General features: G+C 67.3%; 19 protein-coding genes. 17 read left to right on the plus strand and 2 right to left on the minus strand.

From position 1 onward, the window contains the following. Positions 1–42 precede the first annotated feature (42 nt). A complete protein-coding gene (locus tag OV287_RS36760) occupies positions 43–1,278 on the minus strand; it encodes an RtcB family protein (RefSeq protein ID WP_267538698.1) in 1,236 nt (411 codons plus the stop codon). 142 nt (positions 1,279–1,420) lie between these two features. Here OV287_RS36760 and rtcR point away from each other — a divergent pair, with 142 nt between their 5' ends. The 14 genes from rtcR (at position 1,421) to OV287_RS36830 (ending at position 16,690) form a co-directional block, all read left to right on the plus strand. Next, the gene (gene rtcR / locus OV287_RS36765; RefSeq protein WP_267538699.1) at positions 1,421–3,058 is read left to right on the plus strand and encodes an RNA repair transcriptional activator RtcR; all 1,638 of its coding nucleotides are present in this window, start codon (positions 1,421–1,423) and stop codon (positions 3,056–3,058) included. 256 nt (positions 3,059–3,314) lie between these two features. After that, positions 3,315–4,631 carry a type VI secretion system baseplate subunit TssK gene (gene tssK, locus OV287_RS36770; protein ID WP_267538700.1) on the plus strand — a complete coding sequence of 439 codons (1,317 nt, stop codon included), beginning with the start codon at positions 3,315–3,317 and terminating at the stop codon, positions 4,629–4,631. Positions 4,632–4,637: 6 nt separating this feature from the next. Beyond that, entirely contained in the window at positions 4,638–5,438 is an 801-nt protein-coding gene (locus OV287_RS36775; RefSeq protein WP_267538701.1) for a DotU family type IV/VI secretion system protein, read from the plus strand. Next, on the plus strand, positions 5,435–6,760 hold the full coding sequence (locus tag OV287_RS36780; protein WP_267538702.1) for a type VI secretion system protein: 1,326 nt from the start codon (positions 5,435–5,437) through the stop codon (positions 6,758–6,760). Before OV287_RS36775 ends, OV287_RS36780 begins: the two co-directional genes overlap by 4 nt. A 2-nt stretch (positions 6,761–6,762) precedes the next feature. Continuing rightward, entirely contained in the window at positions 6,763–7,902 is a 1,140-nt protein-coding gene (gene tssA / locus OV287_RS36785; protein WP_267538703.1) for a type VI secretion system protein TssA, read from the plus strand. Positions 7,903–7,999: 97 nt separating this feature from the next. After that, positions 8,000–8,509 carry a type VI secretion system contractile sheath small subunit gene (gene tssB / locus OV287_RS36790; RefSeq protein WP_267538704.1) on the plus strand — a complete coding sequence of 170 codons (510 nt, stop codon included), beginning with the start codon at positions 8,000–8,002 and terminating at the stop codon, positions 8,507–8,509. A gap of 40 nt (positions 8,510–8,549) precedes the next feature. Beyond that, positions 8,550–10,013, plus strand: a complete 1,464-nt coding sequence (tssC, locus tag OV287_RS36795; protein WP_267538705.1) for a type VI secretion system contractile sheath large subunit — start codon at positions 8,550–8,552, stop codon at positions 10,011–10,013. Between the two features lie 42 nt (positions 10,014–10,055). After that, on the plus strand, positions 10,056–10,556 hold the full coding sequence (locus OV287_RS36800; protein WP_267538706.1) for an Hcp family type VI secretion system effector: 501 nt from the start codon (positions 10,056–10,058) through the stop codon (positions 10,554–10,556). Positions 10,557–10,573: 17 nt separating this feature from the next. After that, positions 10,574–11,056 carry a type VI secretion system baseplate subunit TssE gene (gene tssE, locus OV287_RS36805; protein ID WP_267538707.1) on the plus strand — a complete coding sequence of 161 codons (483 nt, stop codon included), beginning with the start codon at positions 10,574–10,576 and terminating at the stop codon, positions 11,054–11,056. After that, positions 11,046–12,866 (plus strand): type VI secretion system baseplate subunit TssF, encoded by a 1,821-nt coding sequence (tssF, locus tag OV287_RS36810; protein ID WP_267538708.1) that lies wholly within the window; start codon positions 11,046–11,048, stop codon positions 12,864–12,866. The genes tssE and tssF overlap by 11 nt, the downstream gene beginning before the upstream one ends. After that, positions 12,830–13,903, plus strand: coding sequence for a type VI secretion system baseplate subunit TssG (gene tssG / locus OV287_RS36815; protein WP_267538709.1), 1,074 nt, complete (start codon positions 12,830–12,832; stop codon positions 13,901–13,903). Before tssF ends, tssG begins: the two co-directional genes overlap by 37 nt. Beyond that, positions 13,900–15,738 (plus strand): type VI secretion system Vgr family protein, encoded by a 1,839-nt coding sequence (locus tag OV287_RS36820; RefSeq protein WP_267538710.1) that lies wholly within the window; start codon positions 13,900–13,902, stop codon positions 15,736–15,738. The genes tssG and OV287_RS36820 overlap by 4 nt, the downstream gene beginning before the upstream one ends. A 2-nt stretch (positions 15,739–15,740) precedes the next feature. Next, positions 15,741–16,067, plus strand: a complete 327-nt coding sequence (locus OV287_RS36825) for a PAAR domain-containing protein (RefSeq protein ID WP_267538711.1) — start codon at positions 15,741–15,743, stop codon at positions 16,065–16,067. A gap of 71 nt (positions 16,068–16,138) precedes the next feature. After that, positions 16,139–16,690 (plus strand): RICIN domain-containing protein, encoded by a 552-nt coding sequence (locus OV287_RS36830; protein WP_267538712.1) that lies wholly within the window; start codon positions 16,139–16,141, stop codon positions 16,688–16,690. A gap of 50 nt (positions 16,691–16,740) precedes the next feature. Here the strand turns inward: OV287_RS36830 and OV287_RS36835 are convergent, their stop codons facing one another. Next, positions 16,741–17,223 carry a hypothetical protein gene (locus OV287_RS36835; protein ID WP_267538713.1) on the minus strand — a complete coding sequence of 161 codons (483 nt, stop codon included), beginning with the start codon at positions 17,221–17,223 and terminating at the stop codon, positions 16,741–16,743. Between OV287_RS36835 and OV287_RS36840 the strand changes: the two genes are divergently transcribed. The 3 genes from OV287_RS36840 (at position 17,210) to OV287_RS36850 (ending at position 20,420) form a co-directional block, all read left to right on the plus strand. Next, entirely contained in the window at positions 17,210–18,277 is a 1,068-nt protein-coding gene (locus OV287_RS36840) for a hypothetical protein (RefSeq protein WP_267538714.1), read from the plus strand. The two genes, OV287_RS36835 and OV287_RS36840, sit on opposite strands and share 14 nt — an antisense overlap. A gap of 584 nt (positions 18,278–18,861) precedes the next feature. Then, positions 18,862–19,704: an MNIO family bufferin maturase gene (bufB, locus tag OV287_RS36845; protein ID WP_267538715.1), complete on the plus strand. Its 843-nt coding sequence runs from the start codon at positions 18,862–18,864 to the stop codon at positions 19,702–19,704. After that, on the plus strand, positions 19,701–20,420 hold the full coding sequence (locus OV287_RS36850; protein WP_267538716.1) for an HvfC/BufC N-terminal domain-containing protein: 720 nt from the start codon (positions 19,701–19,703) through the stop codon (positions 20,418–20,420). Before bufB ends, OV287_RS36850 begins: the two co-directional genes overlap by 4 nt. The last annotated feature ends 106 nt before the right edge of the window (positions 20,421–20,526 follow it).

Raw genomic sequence — 20,526 nt, forward strand, 5'->3', positions numbered from 1 at the left:
ATGTGTCCCTCCCGAGTCAGGCGCTCCTCTCGTGCACGGCCTTCAGCCCTTCACGCACACCACCTGACGCAACGTGTGGACCACATCCACCAGGTCCGCCTGCGCCGTCATCACCGCGTCGATCGGCTTGTACGCACCGGGCGTCTCGTCGATGACCTCCGCGTCCTTGCGGCACTCGATGCCCGCCGTCGCCTTCGCGTGGTCCTCCAGCGTGAAGCGCCGCTTCGCCGCCTCACGCGACATCACCCGGCCCGCACCGTGGCTGCACGAGTGGAAGGACTCCGCGTTCCCCTTCCCTCGCACGATGTACGAGCGCGCCCCCATGCTGCCGGGGATGATCCCGAGGTCCCCCTCGCGCGCCCGCACCGCCCCCTTGCGCGTCACGAATACGTTCTTCCCGTAGTGGTGCTCGCGCGACACGTAGTTGTGGTGGCAGTTCACCGCCGCCTCGGTCAGCTCGAACTCCGGCAGCTCACCGCTCGCCTTCAGCGCCTCCACCACCGAGCGCAGCATCAGCTCCCGGTTCGTCGCCGCGTACTCCTGCGCCCAGCTCACCGCGTGCAGGTAGTCCTCGAAGTACTCCGTCCCCTCGGGCAGGTACGCCAGGTCCGCCTCCGGCAAGTGGATGAAGAAGCGGCGCATGTCCTCCTTCGCCAGCTCGATGAAGTGGCTCCCGATCCGGTTCCCCACCCCGCGCGAACCGCTGTGCAGCATCAGCCACACCTGGCCGGCCTCATCCAGGCACACCTCGATGAAGTGGTTCCCCGTCCCCAGCGTGCCGAGGTGCCCCAGGTCCGGGCCACGGCCCAGGCGCGGGTGCTTCGCCAGGATGGTGTCGTAGCCGGGCTTCAGGCGGGCCCAGGCCTCACGGTGCATGGCGGGCGAGTCCTGCCACGCGCCACGATCGTTCCGGCCGCCGTTGTCGGTACGGCCGTGCGGCACCGCCTTCTCGATGGCCGAGCGCACCTTCCCGAGCGAGTCCGGGAGCTGCTCCGCGCGCAGCGTCGTGCGCACGGCGATCATCCCGCAGCCGATGTCCACGCCCACCGCGGCCGGAATCACCGCGCCCGCCGTCGCCACCACGCTCCCCACCGTCGCGCCGAACCCGCGGTGCACGTCCGGCATCACGGCGACCCACTTGTGGACGAACGGCAGGGACGCCATCGCGCGCAGCTGCTTCTTCGCCTCGTCCTCGAACGGCACGCCCACCGTCCACGCCTTGATGGGAACACCACCCGCCTCGTTCGACAGAACCTCGTAGCTGCGCTGCGTCTGCATGACCGTCTCCTTCAGTCCGTTCGCCCGGGAGTCCGTCCCGGGCACGCGAGGAGGTAGAGCAGGGCGCGTGCCAACCTCTTTCCGAGGGAGGGCATTACTCCCCTCGCCTGTTTCCTATCCTTTGGGATAAAGTCCTATCTGTATGGCGAAGACGCGGACGCGCGAGACGGTGGTGCTCGGGATGCTGGGCACATCGCTGGACACGGGGCGGGGGCCCAAGCGGTGGGACAAGTGGCGCCCCACTGTGGGGTTGTGTCAGCAGGAGGACCTGGTCGTGCACCGGTTGGAACTGCTCTCGCTGCCGGGACATGCCGAGCTCGTCCAAACGGTGATGGAGGACCTTGCCCAGGTGTCACCGGAGACGCAGGTGCGCCTGACGGAGCTGAACATCCGCAACCCGTGGGACCTGGAGGAGACGTACGGCGCACTGCTCGACTACGCGAAGGCCTACCCCTTCCATCCCGAGCAGGAGGACTACCTCGTCCACATCACCACCGGGACGCATATCGCCCAGATCTCCATGTTCCTCCTGGTGGAGAGCCGGCACATCCCCGGGCGGCTGGTGCAGACATCTCCGCCCCAGGGAGGACGGGACCGGGGAGGACCGGGCCTCCATGCCATCATCGACCTGGACCTGTCGAAGTACGACACGCTCGCGAGGCGCTTCGAGCAGGAACAGCGAGAGGGCCTGTCCTTCTTGAAGGCGGGCATCGACACAAACAACGCGGCCTTCAACCGGCTCATCGAGCGGATAGAGCAGGTGGCCACGAGCTCGCGTGCCCCGCTCCTGCTCACCGGGCCCACGGGGGCGGGCAAGTCGCAGCTCGCCAAACGCATCTACCAGCTCAAGAAGACGCGGCGGCACGTGGGCGGTCCATTGGTGGACATCAACTGCGCCACGCTGCGCGGAGATGGAGCCATGTCCGCGCTCTTCGGCCACGTGAAGGGCGCCTTCACTGGGGCAGTGGGAGACCGGCCGGGGCTGCTGCGCCAGGCGAACGGCGGCGTGCTCTTCCTGGATGAGATTGGCGAGCTGGGCGCCGACGAGCAGGCCATGCTGCTGCGGGCGCTCGAGGACAAGCGCTTCCTGCCGGTGGGCTCGGACAAGGAGGCGGAGAGCGACTTCCAGCTCATCGCGGGCACCAACCGGGACCTCCAGGCCGAAGTGGAGCGCGGGCGCTTCCGCGAGGACCTGCTGGCGCGCATCAACCTGTGGACCTTCCGGCTGCCGCCCCTGTGCGAGCGGCCCGAGGACATCCTCCCCAACCTCCTTTACGAGCTGGACCAGGCCTCACGGGCACTCGAGACGCGGGTGACGATGAACAAGGAAGCACAGGAGCACTTCCTGCGCTTCGCCACCTCGCCCGAGGCGCGCTGGAGCGGCAACTTCCGAGATCTCAACGCGGCGGTGCTGCGGATGGCGACACTCGCGCCCGGTGGACGCATCACTCGAGAAGGCGTGGACGAGGAGCTCGAACGGCTGCGCGCTGCGTGGGCGAAGAGCGGGCCGAAGCAGCACGCAGCGGCGGCGGTGGAGCTCGTGGTGGAGATGCTCGGGGAGGAGCGGGCCGAGGCGCTGGATCGGTTCGATCGGGCGCAGCTCGCGGAGGTGCTCGCCGTGTGCCGTCAGGCGCGCTCGCTGTCCGACGCGGGGCGGGCCCTCTTCGCGCAGTCGCGAGCACAGAAGAAAAGCGTCAACGACGCGGACCGGCTGCGGAAGTACCTCGCCCGCTTCGAGCTGAGCTGGGCGGACGTTGCGGGCAGAACGTCCGGAGTCTGAACCCACGTCGTACGGCTGAGGCTGGCGCTGCGCACTCGGCTGCCGTGCGGACACATGCCCTCGGCCAGCGAAAGAAGGAGCCGGTGCAGTCCTGACGGGTGAACGAGGGCTGCGACCTCGATTCCGCGAGTGTGCCGACATACGGCCCCGCACCGGTCATCACAGATTCACACCTCCGCGTCTACCGCTCCGGTTGCGGGCCACTCCACGTGAGAGCCCCCAGCGGCCGAGTTCTTTCGGCCCGAGGAATGAATCCATGACCCGCGTTTACGCGCTTCCCGCTGCCGTCCAATGGCACGAGGGAATGTTGCTCGCCCCTCAGCACTTTCAACAACAGGACCGCCGCCACGAAGCGCTGCTCCACCGCCACCTCGCGCTGGCCATGCCCTTCCACTGGGGCGTGAGCCACCTCCAGTACGACCACTCACTCCTCCTCGCGGGCACGCTCAGGCTACTGGAGCTGGAGGCGATTCTGCCCGATGGGCTCATCGTCTCCCACCGCGCGGGCCAGGGCCGTGAGTTGCAGCTCGCGCTCACGGGACTGAAGGGGGTGGACTGGCAGCACCAGGTACGGCTGTACATCGCCGTCGCATCCGAGCAGCGCGGTGGCACCTACCCCAGCCGCTACATCCCCATCGAGAGCGAGCCGCTCGTCGACGAGAGCACCGGGGTCATGCCCCTGTGCATTCCCCAGCTCCAGCCACGGCTCGAGCTGTTCGCGGGCCTTCCCCCCGCCGGATACTGCGCGCTCCCCTTGGTGGAGGTCCGCCGCGACTGCGAGTCCTTCTTCGTAGAGGACTACCTGCCGCCGCTGCTGGCGGTGCCCTTCGACTCGGCGCTCGGAGAGCGGTGCGACCGGCTCTCCCTGCGCATCCGGCAGAAGGCCGCCACGCTGATGGAGTCGATCCGCGCTCGGGCCGCCGAGCCCCAGCAGGTCGCCGAGAGCCGGCAACAGCTGCGCTCGCTCGTGGCAGGGCTCCCGTCCTTCGAGGCTGTGCTCCGCTCGGGCGGGCCCCACCCCTTCATCCTCTATCACGCGCTGTGCGAGCTGGCCGGCCACCTTGCCACCCTGGGCGAGGAGCGCATCCCTCCCGCCTTCTCCGCCTATGAGCACCAGGATCTGCGGCGCTCCTTCGAGGCAGTCTTCTCCTTCCTCGAGAGCACCCTGGAACGGGGCGTCTCCGAGACCTATAGCCGCATCCCGCTCCAACCCGAGGCGGGCGGATTCTCCACGCGCTTCCTCCCAAGCTGGATGGGTCGCGAGCTGCTGCTCGAGGTGCGCGGCCGGCCCGGCGCCACCCGCCAGCAGGTGCTCGGGTGGATGGCCAGTTGCCGTATCGGCTCCGATGCTCGCCACCGACTGATGCGCGAGACGCGCACGCTCGGCGCCCGCCGCGAGCTCATCGACGGCCGTCCGGGGCTGGTCCCCCAACCCCACACCCTCCTGTTCTCCCTGGAGTCCAACACCCCCTTCATCCGTCTCGATGAACGGCTGCTGCTCGAGAACACCCTCGAGCCGGGCGAGGTCCAGGCCGCCTCCGACATCACCCTGCTCGTCCGCAAGGAGAACTGATTGCCCATGCGAAAGCCAGACAGCCCCTCTCTCTCCTCCACCAGCTCGCTCCTGCTCGACAGGGCACGACTCCTGTTCGCCGAGATCCTCCAGTTGCGCCAGCAGGTTCAACTCCACTCCACCGCAACCCGCTTCAACAGCAGGTTCACGCCAGGCCCCACCGTCGAGGAGCTCCGGCGGCGACTGCTCGATCGCGTGCAAGAGCAGACCCGCCCCGAAGGAGCGCCCCGTGGCTCGCTTCTCGAGCGCCACCTCGAGGAATGCCGCTACGTGATGGCCACCTTCGCCGATGAGGTGCTCGTCCATACCCCCTGGTACGGCCAAGAGGCGTGGCGGGAGAACCTGCTGGAAGACGCGCTCTTTGGAAGCCACGACGCCGGGGATCGCTTCTTCACGGAGGTCGCACGCCTGCTGAGTGAGCGGGATCCAGCACGTGAGGAATTGGCGGCCGTGTACATGATGGCGCTCGCGCTCGGCTTCCAGGGCCGTTACCGGGGACTGGGAGCCGAGGCCGCCCTGCAGGACATGCAGCGCCAGCTCTTCACCCTGGCCTTCCAGCGGCCGCCCGAGCCGGACGCGTCCTCACGCAGGCTGGTGGGCCAGGCCTACGAGCACACCCGGGATGAGCGGACGGATCGGCGTCCCGAGCGCCGCGGCCCCTGGGTTGCCGCCATCGCCGCCGCGCTCACCCTCACCTTCGCCACCAGCGGAGCCCTCTCCATCCACCACTCCTCGCAGCGCGCTGGAACAGTCCCCTCGTCCTCCGTCGCCGCAGCCACTTCTGTCCCTTCGGAGGCACACCGATGAACGCCACCCCCTCTCCCCTCGACACCGCCCTGCACCGATTGGGCGCCACCGGCCGCCAGCGAGACAGGCGCTACCAGGTGCCCTGGATCATGCTGGTGGGTGAGCCGAGCTCGGGACGGACGTCCCTCATGGCGGGCACCAACCTGCGCCGCCCCTATGGCTCTCCCACTCGCAGGGAGATGGAGGCGGAGGGCTGGGGCGTCTGGCTCTTCGATCAGGGCCTCGTGCTGGACATGCCCGGAATGACCGAGGTGCCAACGGATGAATGGCAGGCTCTCCTCCAGCACCTCAAGGGCATCCGCGGCCAGCGGCCCATCGACGGGCTGATGCTGACCGTACCCGCCACCGAGCTCACCGGACCCACGGCCCTGGATGACGTCAAGCTCGATCGCAAGGCCCAGGGAATCTTCGAGCGGCTGCAATCCCTGCGCGCCGAGCTGGGCGTGCGCGTCCCCATCTCCGTCATCATCACGCAGGCGGACCACCTCCCCGGCTTCGCCGCGTTCTGCCGCACCCTGCCGCCGCGCATGCGGGACGAGATGCTCGGCTGGTCCAGTCCCTACTCTCACGAGGAGCCCTACGCCCCGGCCTGGGTGGACGAGGCCTGCGAGAGCATCCACCAGGAGTTGTCTCGGATGCAGCTGGAGTTGCTCGCGGACGGGTGGGGCGATCCCTCCGACCGGGAGACCGGCTTCCTCCTCCCGTCCGAGCTGCGCGCCATGGCCGCGCCGCTGCGGCGGCTGCTCGATGTCCTCTTCCAATCCACCCCCTACACGCAGCCCTCGATGCTGCGGGGCATCTACTTCTGTGGAGATCCGGAAGCGGAGGCCACCCCGGGCGTCCCCGGGAGACGGACCCCCACGCAGCGCTCTCCGCTCTTCATCACCCACCTGCTGGAGCGCAAGGTCTTCCCGGAGAGCGGGCTGGCAGGTCCGGATGCCGAGCTCACACGTGGCAACCAGCGCGTGGTGAAGATGCTCCAGGGAACGCTCCTCCTCTGCGCAGCGCTTGCGGTGCTCATCCCGGGACTGCTGTGGGCGCTCTCACGTTCCCCTGGGGAGGAGAGGACAGCCCCGCAACCGCCACCCGCGGCGGCCCAGCCCGCGGAGCCCGCTCCCGCTCCGAAGCCCGCTCAGACCTCGAAGCCCACTCCTGCCCCGAAGCCCATCCAGGCCTCGAAGCCCGCTCCCGCTCCGAAGCCCGTCCAGGTGCGACAGCCAGTCCGGAGCGCCACCTGGGATGACGCGCCCCCACCTCGAACGGCCTGGGATGATGCCCCTCCCCCTCCTCCCACCGGTGCCAGCACCTACCGGAGGAACTAGCCATGGCGGACGCAACTCCCGTCTCCCCGCCAGACCTCGAGCCGCTCCTTCAACCCATCTCCCCCGAGGCTCCCTCGGGCCGGAGCCTGCGCTACGAGCCCCTCTACCAACAGATCCGCGAGGCACGCCGCGAGGATGACGCCTCGCTGCCCCAGGGCGTGTGGCAGGCCCCGCTCAAGCGGGCCGACTGGGCGCTGGTGGGCGAGCTCTGCCAGCAGGCCCTGACGCGCGAGTCCAAGGACCTTCAGCTCTCCGTCTGGCTCACCGAGGCCTGGCTGATGCAGCGGGGCTTCGCCGGCCTGCCGTGGGGGCTGCGGCTCTCCACCGCCCTATTGGAGCGCTTCTGGGACACCCTGTGGCCAATCCTCGACGGCGACGACGCGGAGGCCCGGCTCGCGCCCCTGAAGTGGCTCGATGACAGGCTCGTCCTCGCTCTCGGAAGGGTGCCCCTCGTCAGACCACCTGTTCCCGGTGCCGTGACGTATGTCTATGCCGACTGGCAGCAGCTCCTCCTCCGGGAGAGACAGGCGGGCACCCGGGCGCGAACCGACACCGAGGAGGATGAGACACCAGGAGGTACCACCCCGCCCCCGGTGACGCGGGAGCGATTCATCGCGGCCGCGGCCCAAATGTCCGCGCCCACCCTCGCCGCGCTCTCGAAACAGCTCACCGAAGCGCTCGCGTCCGCCTCCGCGCTGGAACACGTGCTCGATGCGCAACTGGGAGACTCCTCCGTGGCGCTCCGTCGCAGCCGCGCCCTCTTGGGCGACATCCAGACACTGCTCACCCTGTTGAGAGGCGGTTCGTCCACGGAGCAACCCGAGGAGGAACCGGAGGCCGAGCCAGAGCCCGTGGACACGCCGGACGAACGGACCACCGATGAACTGGAAGCCCTTTCTGAGCTTTCGGAACCAGAACAGCTGACTGACATCATCCAAGGCCGTACCGAGGCCTATCAACTCCTCGGACTCGCCGCCGACTACCTGCTACGCACCGAGCCGCACAGCCCCGTGCCCTATCTGGTCAAGCGCGCCCTGGCCTGGGGACGGATGCCGCTCCATGAGCTCCTGCGCGAGCTCGTGCCCGACGACTCCAACGTGCAGGCCATCCACACGCTGCTCGGCATGAACCAGGAAAGGTGAGCTGCACCCGCTCACAAAGTCACGCGGCCCACTCTATCCAGACATTGCGCAACAAGCACAAGCAACACAATCCCACACACCCAAAGGAGAAAAGACAATGCCTTTCAACGAGAGCATTCAGCACAAGCTGGGCCGGGTCCGCCCCCCCCGCGTGCAGATCACCTACGACGTGCAGGTCGGCGACGCCGTGGAAGAGAAGGAACTGCCGCTGGTGGTTGGAATCCTGGCGGATCTCGCCGGCCAGCGCGAGGAACTCCCGCGGTTGAGGGATCGCAAGTTCACGGAGATCGACAAAGACAACTTCGACAAGGTGATGGAGGCGCTCGGACCCAAGCTGGTGCTGAAGGTTGCGGACAAGCTCAACGGCAACGACAGCCGCATGGAAGTGGAGCTGAAGTTCACAAGCATCGACTCGTTCCATCCGAAGCAGCTCATCGAACAGATCGAGCCCCTTCGCCAGCTCCTGGAGCGTCGCCAGCGGCTGGTGGACCTCATGGCCAAGCTGGACGGCAATGACGCGCTGATGGAGCGGCTCCAGTCCTTGTTGGCGAAGAAGGACGAGCTCGAGCGCCTCGAGTCCGAGCTGAAGGCAGAGCAGAAGCAGTAACGACCCCGGAAACACCCATTCACAGACAGGAGAGAAGCACATGGCGGATGAAGCAACTCAGGCGGAGCAGGGACTGCTGGCAACCCTCATCCAACAAGGCAGGTTGGCACGAGACGAGGGCCAGATGGCTCGCGCCCGAGAGCTGATGGGCGAGTTCGTGGAGCAGGCTCCAAACCTCGCGGTCTCCGACAAGCCGGACTTGATGAAGCTCATCGGGGAGCAAATCTCCGACATCGAGAAGAAGATCGGCGGCCAGCTCGACGAGGTGCTGCACCACAAGGACTTCCAGAAGCTGGAGGCTTCCTGGCGGGGGCTGCACATGCTGGTGCGCGAGAGCGAGACGGGAACGAACCTGAAGCTGCGGGTGATGCACGCCAGCAAGCAGGAGTTGCTGGACGACGGGGCGCGGGCGCCTGATTTCGACCAGAGCGCGCTCTTCAAGAAGGTCTACGAGGAGGAGTACGGCACCTTCGGAGGGCAGCCCTACGGAGTGCTCCTGGGCGATTACGAGTTCGGCCGCACCCCGATGGACACAGACCTGCTGAAGTTCATCTCCCAGGTGGCCGCCGCCGCCCATGCGCCCTTCATCTCCGCGGCCAGCCCCTCGTTGTTCGACCTGGACAGTTTCGCGGACATCGGCGCCCCGCGCGACCTGGCGCGCCAGTTCGAGAGCACGGACCTCGCCAACTGGCGCAGCTTCCGGCAGTCGGAGGACTCACGCTACGTGGCGCTGGTGTTGCCGCACGTCCTGATGCGGCTGCCCTACGGCCCGGACACGGCACCGGTGGATGGCCTGGGTGACTACAAGGAGAACGTGGACGGCAGAGACCACCGCAAGTACCTCTGGGGCAACGCCGCCTACGCGATGGGCCAGCGCATCACCAACGCCTTCGCCCTCTATCAGTGGTGCGCCAACATCCGCGGGGTGGAGGGTGGCGGCATCGTCCAGGAGCTGCCCATCCACTCCTTCCACACCGGAGAGGGAGAGCTCGCCCAGAAGTGCCCCACCGAGGTGGCCATCACCGACCGGCGTGAGAAGGAATTGAACGACCTGGGCTTCATCGCCCTCTGCTACGAAAAGGGCACCAACAAGGCGGCCTTCTTCGGCTCGCAGACGGCCAACAAACCCCGGCGCTTCGACACGCCCGAGGCCAACGCCAACGCCGAGCTGTCCGCACAGCTCCCCTACATTCTGGCCACCTCGCGCTTCGCCCACTACCTCAAGGGCATGATGCGCGACAAGATTGGCGGTTTCGCCTCGCGCGAGGAGGTCTCCGACTTCCTCAACCGGTGGATCAACAGATACGTGCAGCTCAACGACGAGGCGTCCTTCGCCACCAAGGCCCGCCAGCCGCTGCGCGAGGCGCGAATCGAGGTCACCGAGGTGCCAGGCCGTCCCGGCGCCTACCGGGCCGTGGTGTTCCTCCGCCCGCACTTCCAGCTCAATGAACTGACGGCCTCCATCCGCCTGGTGGCGGACCTGCCCGCCCCGTCCGCGCCCTGAATCCTCCCCACCCCATTCCATACCCAGAGGTCCTAGAAAGACATGCCAGCCAACATCTATCTCAAGTTCGAGGACGCCGCGCTCAAGGGAGAGTCCACCTCCGGGCAGGGCAAGGATGAGATCGAAGTGATTGCCTTCAGCCACACCGTCACCAAGCCGCTGTCCAGCAGCCAGGCCTCCAACGTCAACCGCGTGCACGGGCGTACCCAGCACGAGGACTTCATCATCAAGAAGTGGGTGGACCAGACGACTCCCAAGCTCAACCAGTACTGCAGCCAGGGAGTGGAGCTCAAGAAGGCCACCGTCACCATCTACGTGCAGCCCGCGGGCAAGAACAACACCTCCGAGCAGAAGGGGGACGCCGTGAAGCTCTTCGTCTACACGATGGAGAACGTCATCATCAGCTCGGTGTCCGTGACCGGTGGGGTGGAAGACACGGCCGTCGAGACGATCGCGCTCAACTACTCGGCCATCACCTGGTCGAACGAGCGCAACGGCAGCAAGACGGCGGGCTGGGACCTGGCGAAGAACCAACCCAAGTGAGCCAGGGAGAAACACCCATGAGAGCCGCACCGAGGAGTCGCGGGGTCCTCGCCCCGCTGTTGAGCAGACTGCTGTTGGACCGAGGGGAGGATGCCGGCCCACCCGAGGCCCTGGACGAAGAGGAGCTGCGCGCCTCGGTGCGGCTCGAGGTGGCCCGCGTGCTGAGCACCCGTTGCACGCTCACCCTGGCGCAGGCCGAGTCCCTGGCACCCGAGGAGCGCTCGGCCCTGGACTACGGGTTGCCGGACCTGGGGAGCTTGAGCCTGGAGTCGCCGGCGGACGCCCGGCGCCTGGAGCGGCTCGTCACCCAGGCGGTGAAGGCCTTCGAGCCACGCCTTCGCCTGCTCCAGGTCACCGTGCAACCCCCACCCCAGGTGCCGGGCGCGCCCAGGGTGGTCCTCACTGGCCACCTGGTTCAGGCGCCCCAGGCCGAGCCCTTCTTCCTCCCGCTGCGGCTGGATCGCGACGGGAGCCTGCTGGAGGTGAGTCATGGGCGCTAGCCAGGACGAGCTGCTCCGCGTGTACCGCCAGGAATTGGCCTGGCTGCGCGGCGCCGGCAAGGAGTTCGCACGCCGCCACCCCGACGTGGCCGAACAGCTTCAGTTCGGGCCCACCGAGTCGGGCGACCCCCACGTGGAGCGGCTCATCGAGTCGTTCGCCTTCCTCACCGCACGCATCCAGCACGCCTTCGACAGCGATCTGCCCGAGCTCAGCACCAGCCTGCTCAGCCAACTCGCGCCCCACCTGCTGGAGCCACTGCCCTCGCTCGCCATCGCCCACTTCGAGGTGGACCCCGGGGCGGGCCTGCCCCTGGCGGGCAGCCGCGTCGAGCGCGACACCCCGCTGCTGGCGCCGCTGCGCTCGGGGCAGACCGTACGCTTCCGCACCTGCTACCCGGTGACGCTCTGGCCGCTGGAGGTCGCCGAAGCCAGCATGCGCTCCCCCAACGACTACCCCTGGCTGCGCCAGCGGCGCGACGTGGCGTCCGTGCTCCGGCTGCGGCTGCGGACGCTCAAGGGCGTCCGATGGTCGGATCTGAAGATCGAACGCCTGCGCTTCTTCCTCGACGGACCGCCCGAGGTGTCCTACCGCCTCTATGATCTGCTCACCAGCCAGGTCCGGGGAGTGGCGCTCGCACCCGAGGGCTCGCCGTCTGGGCTCCGCCTCCAGCCCGCGGACAGTCTGCGGCTGCTGGGGTTCGGCCCGGAGGAGGCAGTGCTGCCGGCCCCACCCCATACCCCTCGTGGCTATCGCCTGCTGCAGGAGTACTTCGCCTTCCCGGAGAAGTTCCTCTTCTGCGACGTGGAGCTGAGCCGGGAGTGTGTCCAGGCCTCCGAGCGGGAGCTCGAGGTGCTCGTCCTGCTGGGCTCGGACTCCGCGATGAGCCTCCCGCTCACGACAGAGACACTCCGGCTGGGCTGCACCCCCATCATCAACCTCTTCCCCAAGCTGGCCGAGCCCCTGCGGTTGGATCAGCGCCGCACCGAGTACCCGCTGATTCCCGACCATCGCCGCCAGCAGGAGGTGGAGCTGCACTCCATCCTCTCCGTCAGCGCCTCGGCCCAGGCGGAGGATCATTCGCGGGTGGTGGAGCCCCTCTTCGCCTGGCGCCACCGGGAGGAGCACGAGCCACGGGCCTTCTGGTATGCGCGGCGCCAGCCCGCCTTGGACGGTGACGAGCGGAACTCGCGGGTGCTGCTGTCCTTCGTGGACCTGGACTTCAATCCGAAGCTGCCCGCGGACCAGACGCTCCACGCGCACACGCTGTGCACCAATGGAGCACTGCCCTTGCGGCTCGAGGCGGGAACGAAGCTCCAGGTGGAGGAGCGCGCTCCGGCGGGCACCCTCAAGCTGCTGCGCCGCCCCACGGCCCCGCGCCAGCCTCCCACGCGGGGCGCCTCTCTCTGGCAGCTCGTCTCGGTGCTGTCGCTCAACCACCTCTCGCTCACCGAGGGGCCACAAGCCCTGGAGGCGCTCCGGGAGTTGCTGCGGCTGCATGACTTCTCCGATGGCGAGCTCAGTGAGAAGCAACTCCAGGGACTGACGGGCCTGGCCTGCCGCCCGGCAGTGGCACGCCTGCGCGGAAGTCCGGACTGGCGAGGCCTCTGCCGGGGACTGGAGCTCACCCTCACCTTCGACAAGTCGCGCTACCTGGGAGGCAGTGCCCTGCTCCTGGGGGCGGTGCTCAGTCACTTCTTCGGTCTGTATGCATCCGTGGAGTCATTCACGCGGCTCGTGGCGAAACGCGAGCAGCGAGAGGGAGTGTGGAAGACATGGCCGCCCATGGCTGGCGATCAGCCCCTTCTGTAGAAGACGAGCTCTTCGCGTCCGGCTACCGCTTCGACTTCTTCCAGGCCATGCGCCTGCTGAAGCTGCTCGAACATCGGGAACGCGAGGGCCGAGACCCGCCGCCCCAGCCAGAGCCCGTGCGCCTGCGCGCCGCGATGAGCATGGCCTTCCCAGCCAGCGACCTCGTCGAGGTGAAGCGGCCCGAAGCAAAGGAGGGGGAAGCAGGCCAAGGCATGCCCGAGTTGACGGCGGCCTTCTTCGCGCTGGGCGGGGCGCTGGGGCCCTTGCCGAGCCCCTACTCCCAGCAGCTCGTGAACCGCGTGCGCTCAGGCTCGGGAGGCAAGGCCACGCGCGACTTCCTGGACATCTTCCACCACCGGTTGCTGTCGCTGTTCTACCGGGGGCGCCAGCTCCGCCGGGTGTGGCTGGAGGAGGGCCCGCCCGAGCAGTACGCGGTGACCCGCTACCTGTATGCCCTGCTGGGGCTGGGCACCCCGCGCCTGCGCAACCGGTTGGAGGTAGAGGACCGGGTGCTGCTGCGCTACGCGGGGCTGCTGATACGCCGGCCCATGTCCTCGGGAGCCCTGGAGGCGATGCTCACGGACTGGCTTGGCGTGGAAGTACGCCCACGGCTGCCTCGGGGCGCCTGGCTGGAGCTGGGTGAGGAGCAGACAACGCGCCTGGGCGCCCTCGGGCAAAACCAGCGGCTCGGACAGGGAGCGGTGCTCGGCACGCGTGCCTGGCATTCACAGGCGGGCCTGGAGTTGGAGCTCGGGCCCCTCTCCTGGCGCCGCTACCTGGACCTGCTGCCCGGAAGCCCGGGGCTGAGCAAGCTGCGCTCGCTCACCCGTTTCGCGCTGGGCCCGATTCCGGACGTGGGGCTCGTCTTGAAGCCACGCCCCGAGGACATCCAGGAACAGCCCCTGCGCACCCACGGTGGCCCGCGTCTGGGGTGGACAACGTGGCTGCGCGCCAGGCCCGGACACCGAGGACCCCAGACGGTGGCGCTCTCGCCACGCCACATGCGCACGCGGACCGAGGAGGAAGTTGAAACATGAGAACGGATTTCACCCAGGACAATGTCTATCTCTCCGTCACCACGCCACTGGGCAAGGACGTGCTGTGGTTGCAAGGCTTCCAAGGCGAGGAGGCCCTCTCCCAGCCCTTCCACTTCACCCTGGAGCTGCGCTCCGAGCGGCCGGACGTGGACTTCTTCCAGGTGGTGGGCCAGGACGCCACCATCTCCCTGGTACTGCGGCCCGGAGACACCGAGCGCTACCTCCACGGGGTGGTGACCCGCTTCGTCCAGGCTGGCACCTTCGCGGACTTCACCTGCTACACGGCCGAGCTGCGCCCCCGGCTCTGGCTGCTCACCCTCACCCTCGACAGCCGCATCTTCCAGGAGATGACGGTGCCGGAGATTCTCGAGCAGCTCTTCTCCGAGCACGACATCGACGTGCGGATGGAGCTCCAGGAGTCCTATGCGAAGCGCGAGTACTGCGTGCAGCATCAGGAGTCCACCTTCGACTTCGTCTCGCGGCTCATGGAGGACGAAGGCATCTTCTACTTCTTCGAGCACTCGGAGGCGCAGCACAGGCTGGTACTGGCCGATGACCCGGACGCCCATGTACCCTGCCCCGGCCCGGGCGTAGCGAAGGTGGAGGGACACCTGCCCTCGGTGAGGGCGGACGATTCCATCACCAGCTGCGAGGTGGAGCAGCAGATGGTGCCGGAGGCCATTTCCATGGGGGACTACGATTTCGAGATCCCCTCGCGCCCCCTGCCCCCGAAGGTGACCGGCCCCTCGGGGGCGAGACTCGCGCGGTACGAATTCCCCGGACGCTTCAACCAGAATGCGGTGGGCGCACAGCGCGACCAGATGCGCATGGAATCCCATGAGGTGCGGGCCCACACGCTGCGGGGCCAGAGCCGGGTGCGCGGGTTCACCTCCGGCCACCGCTTCACCCTGGCCGAGCACCCCCGGGAAGACATCAACGGGGACTACGTCCTGCGCTCGGTGTCCCACGAGGCCACGGTGGAGCAGTACACCAACACCTTCGAGGCCTTCCCCGCCTCCACGCCCTTCTGCCCGCCCGTGGTCACACCGCGGCCCCTGGTCAACGGCGTCCAGAGCGCCCGGGTCGTGGGAGATCCGGGCAACGAGGAGATCTGCACGGACCGCTATGGCCGGGTGAAGGTGTGCTTCCCCTGGGACCGCGAGCACCGCAACTCGTGTTGGATACGGGTGGCCCATGGCCGGGCTGGTAACGGTTGGGGCAACTTCTTCCTCCCCCACATTGGACAGGAGGTGCTCGTCACGTTCATGGATGGGGATCCGGATCGGCCCGTCATCACCGGCTCGGTCCATAACCGGGAGCAGCAGGTGCCGTTTTCCCTGTCCGCCGAGCAAACCCGGAGCACGGTGCGCGGCAGGCCTTCCGGCGAGGGCGAGCCCAATGAGCTGCGTTTCGAGGACAAGAAGGGCGCGGAGGAGCTCTCCCTGCATGCCCGCCGGGACATGAAGGTCACGGTGGAGCACGACAGCGTGCGCGAGGTGGAGAACGACGACACACTGGAGATCAAGCAGGGCGACCAGATCGTGTCCGTCAACCAGGGCGGGCAATCGCTCACTGTCGGCGGGGATTCGCAGGTGACGGTGGGCGGGAATCACGCCCTGGAAGCAGGCAGGGAGATCCACCTGAAGGCAGACAGGATCATCATCGAGGCCACGAGTGGGCTCACCCTGAAGGGGCCGGGTGGACTGCTCAGCTCCCAGTTCATCACCATTGATCAGGGCGGCGTCGTCATCAACGGCAAGCTGGTGAACCTCAACAGTCCGGGAATGGAACTCCGGGCGATGTCCGGCAGCGGAGCACACCCGAGGAAACCCTAGCCATGCTTCCAGCCGCGCGATTCGACGATAATCATACCTGTCCGAAGATCGGGCCGCTTCCACACGTCGGAGGCCCCGTCCTGGCAGGAGAGCTCACCGTGCTCATCGGAGGCCTGCCCGCCGCACGGAAGGGAGACCCGCTCGCCTGCATCGGGCCGACAGACACGATCCAGGAAGGAGAGACGACAGTCCTCATCGGGGGCAAACCGGCGGCCCGGATGGGAGACCCCACGCAGCACGGCGGGCGCATCGTGAAAGGTGCCACCACGGTGCTCATCGGCCAGATCCGTGCGCCCAAATCCAATCAGTCAGGCGGCGGAGACTCCTGAGCGTCACAGAACCGACGTTCGAGCTCCATTCCCTTACAGCATTTCCCATCATCCCCACGAAGGAATCCACGATGACGCGAATGATGTCCATGTTCATGATTGCCACGACGACCTTGGGCCTGGGCACCACGGCGCGAGCCGAGGAACCGCCTCTCGCCATCACGCTCAAGGACAGCCCTCATGTACTGACCGTTGGCGGCTCCAAGAGCCAGGATGCGGTCGTCCTGTCTCCCTTCCAGCTCCAATCCGCCCAGGGTTTCTGGCTGAAGCCGGTCGGGAAGCCCGAGGACCGGCGCTTCAACATCATCTCCCAGCAGAGCGGCCAATGCGTGGATGTCAAGGATGGGAGCCGCGAGGAAGGAGCCCCCCTCGTCCAACGGGAGTGCAGTGGTGCGAGCTGTCAGGTGTTCCATGTGAGTGACCGGGGCACCGATGGCCACCGAGAGATCCGCAATCAACTCAGCGGCAAATGCCTGGCGGCGCCACAGGGCGGCAACTCCTCCGGCGCCCAGCTCGTCCAGTGGAAGTGCACCGGCCAGGACAACCAGCGGTTCCGCATTAGCCCCGCCCAGACTACCGCCTCCACCAAGGCTACGCCAGGGACGGTCCCCCCCAGCAGGTAGCTATTCACCGGGAAACCAATCCTTCCACCCAAAATCAAAACCGGTGTCAATCACCACCGCGGGTGCAAAATGCCAAAGGCTCCCAAATCGAAGAGTTCTACGAGATACGACCCGATCCAGCCCGAGTTGCGCCGCTCGCCACGGCTGGCCACCATGCAAAACACGCAGCGCACGTCATCATCCGGGACCATCAGCCCAGTCAACAACAACCGGGCCGGTTCCTCCTCCACTGTGCCCGGCTCGCACCTGTCGCACCATTCAGCGAACCTCCCCCTGCGGTCGTCTCCCTCCCGCCCAAACTCCTCCAGATCTTCTACCTTTTCACCGGCGCCCACTGTTTCAACATCGTCCCCGAGGACAACAACCACCACCTCCTCTTCCAGTGCGTCCTCTTCGTCCAGCGGCTCGGGCAGGAAGGAGAGCAGGAAGAGGCATGCCCCCTCTCCCACGACCACCACATCCGCGAGCGCCTCATCGAGTACGGATGACCCCACCACGAAGCCGGGGCGTGACGCCATCGTGACGAAGTACAAAAAGCAGGTAACACAGGCATCCAGCCAGGTGGAGAGCAGCACCCCCTCCGAAGAGGAGCAGCTCGGGACTCAGGCCCAAGTGGCCAGCAAGTTCTACCAGGCTGCCTCCCAGAAACACATCCAGCGTAAGCTGGCGAAACAGGCAAAGGATCCAAGCACCTTTACCGAGCCCTACTCACAGAACAACCCACTCAAATCGATGCTCAACCTGGAGATGGGTCATGGCGTGGCGCAGATGCGCACTTCCGCTCCCGCTCCGGCTTCTGCTTCAGCTTCTGCACCGGCTCCCGCTCCTACGACTGGAAAGCAGCCCTCTCACTCCGTCCAGAAGTTCGGCAGCAGCCAGACGACAGTGAGGGTCCCGAACGAGGGGGCCAGGAGCGGGCCTTCCCTGCTCAGCAAGACGACGGTGGCCTTGCAGGGGGCGGGGCAGAGCTCGAAGTACTCGGTCATGGCAAGCAGGAGCACGCCCATCCACCCGATGCAGGGGACCAACCCCACCTTTCACAACCTGGCCGCACTGGAGGCGGCTCGCTCGGGAGGCCGGGACCAGGCCTCTGTCGCCGCCAAGATGCGCCTGGCCCAGACGGGGAACCTCACGCCCCAGCAGGCCTCCGCTCCCCAAACGCATGCGACGTTCGAGCAGCCGGATGCCCAGAAGCCGACGCCCGCTCAGCAAAGGTTGATTGCTCGGAACACGGGCAACACGCTCAAGCTCTGGGCGAATGGGCCAGGCTCGAGCAGATCCAGCAGTTCGACGGCCAGCGCTCCGGCTCCCAGCAGCTCGGCATCCAGCTCCTCTGCTTCCAGTGCCCCGGTGCCGAGCGTACAGCCCCCGGGCTCGCCGCGAGGGCAGCGGTTCATCTCGGCCCTGCAGAACATGTCTTCGAGTCCAACGCCTTCGAGGGAAGATTTGCACGAGGCGATCTCGATCCTGTCGGACGTGCACGGCAGCAACTTCGCTGCCCCCATGTCTCCTGTGGGCACGGACTCCGAAGGCGAAGCCTTCGAGGAGACATTCGGTACCAAGCCGACCAAGAAGGGTCCGCCGTAGCAGGGCCTTGGGGCTTCAAGGGGGACATCGGAGGGGTCGGGCCACTCCCAGGCGGAGCGGTAGCCTGCGCCCTCCTGAGTGGACTCGATGAAGCGGGCATAGAGGGCATCGGCCCCTGCGAAGACCAGCTCTGCAACTGGGACCTCACGCTGGAGCCCGGCGCCAGGAAGAATCTGCGTTCATCCAGCCCAATTCCGCCAGACGCAAGGCTTGCATCCAATTGATGGAGTGTTCGTCACATCCGCCCCTGCCCCATTCCACCCCTTCATTGGCTTCGCCTGAAAAGGAAATAGCAGATGAACATCAAGACTCTGGCAGCAGTCGTCGGCACTCTGTCTCTCGGCTCGCTCGCGGCGGGATGTGCGACCTCCAGTGGTTCCGCGGCGCCTGGCACAGAAAAGGGCGCGCAGGGTTCTTGTAGCGCCAGGGGTGGCGAGGCCTCGTGCAGCGGCAAGGCCACCCAGAAGGGCAGCGAGGCCTCATGCGGTGAAGGCTCCTGCAGCGGCGATCAGAAAGCCGCGACTCCGGAGAAGGGCTCCCAGGGAGGCTGCGGCGAGAGCGGCTGCGCGGGTGGCAGGTAGCCCATGGGTCCTGCATGGCGTCAGGAATTGAAGCCGCTGGGAGCCGGAATCGGACTCCGGCGGGACTTCTATGAGCACCTCCCTCGCACTCCCCGAGTGCTGGATTGGGTGGAGCTCGTCTCCGAGAACTTCCTCACCCTGGGCGGCCGTGCGCAGCGGGCGCTGGACGCCTGCGCCGAGCGCTGGCCTGTGATTCCCCACGGGGTGGGGCTCGACATTGGCGGGCCCGAGCCCCTGGACGAGGAATACGTGAGCCGGCTGGCGGCGCTGGTGGAGCGGGTGGACGCGCCCTTCTTCTCGGACCACCTGTGCTTCGCGAGGCTGGGTGGGGTGTACCTGCACGATCTGCTGCCTCTGCCCTTCTCCGAGGAGGCAGTGGAGCACGTGGTGCCCCGGGTGCGCGAGGTGGTGGCGAGGGTGGGACGGCCCTTCGTGTTGGAGAACATCACCTATTACGCACGCATGCCCGGCAGCACCCTGTCCGAGGCCGCCTTCCTCCGGGCGGTAGTCGAGGAGGCGGACTGCGGCCTATTGCTCGACGTGAACAACGTGTACGTGAATGCGCGCAACCACGGGTACGACCCGAGGGCCTTCCTGGATGCGCTGCCCCTGGAGCGGGTGGTGCAGGTCCACCTGGCGGGGCACACGGAGCTGCCGGACATCGTCATCGACAGCCACGGAGCCACCGTCCGCGATGAGGTGTGGGCGCTCTACCGGTATCTCCTGGAGCGCACCGGGCCGGTGTCGACGCTCATCGAATGGGACCAGGACATCCCGTCGATGGAGGCGGTGCTGGACGAGGCGGATCGGGCACGTGGGGTGCTCGGAGAGCTGGGGGTACGGTGATGCCGGGCCTCCAGCATTTCTTCGAGTCCATGAGGGCATACCTCTCGGAGCCTGGGGCGGAGGGGATGGAGCGGTTGTATGCGGCACACCCCGGGTGGGAGGCCCCGCGTGAGCGGGTGGCGCTGTATGGGCGCTTCGTCCGTCACCACGTGGTGGATGGGGTGGAGAAGCTCTTTCCGCTGGTGCGACGGTGCGTAGGAGAAGCGACCTGGGAGGAGCTGATACGGGATTACTTCGCCACCGGACCGGCGCGGCACCATGAGCTCAACCGGCTGGGAGAGCACTTCCCGGACTTCCTCGCGGACAGGGCCCGGGAGGAACGGGGGCTGACCGCGTGGGTGCCAGCGTTGGCTCGCTTCGAGTGGACGGACTTCGCGGTGTACGCCTCGGAGGAGCGGGTCCCCGAGACAATGGAGCGACTGTCGCCCAACCCCACGTTGACGGTGCTGCAGCACCCCTGGCGGCTGTGCGCCTTCGTCCGGGACGGTGCGCACGGCGAGCCGCTACCGGGTGAGGAAATGGCGCTGCTGTGGCGCCACCCGACGACGCTGACAACCCTGTACATGGCCGCCGACGACGCGGCGCTGCTGGCCCTGAAGATGGCGGTGGAAGGGCTGGCACCGGAGGACGTGGCGGCGGCCACGGGTGTGGCGGAAGCCAGCATCCGCGCCGCGATGGAGCGTGGCGTGGCGGATGGGCTGGTGCTCGCCCCTTGAGACAATGCGGTCCGCGAGGTGATGACCGTGTGTCCCGGAGCAACCAGGCAGGCAGGCGCCCACTGAGCGCTCGACGGCGAGGCGGAGTCATGAGAAACGCCCGCGC

Source organism: Archangium lansingense (assembly GCF_026626635.1).
Taxonomy (GTDB): Bacteria; Myxococcota; Myxococcia; order Myxococcales; family Myxococcaceae; genus Archangium; species Archangium lansingense.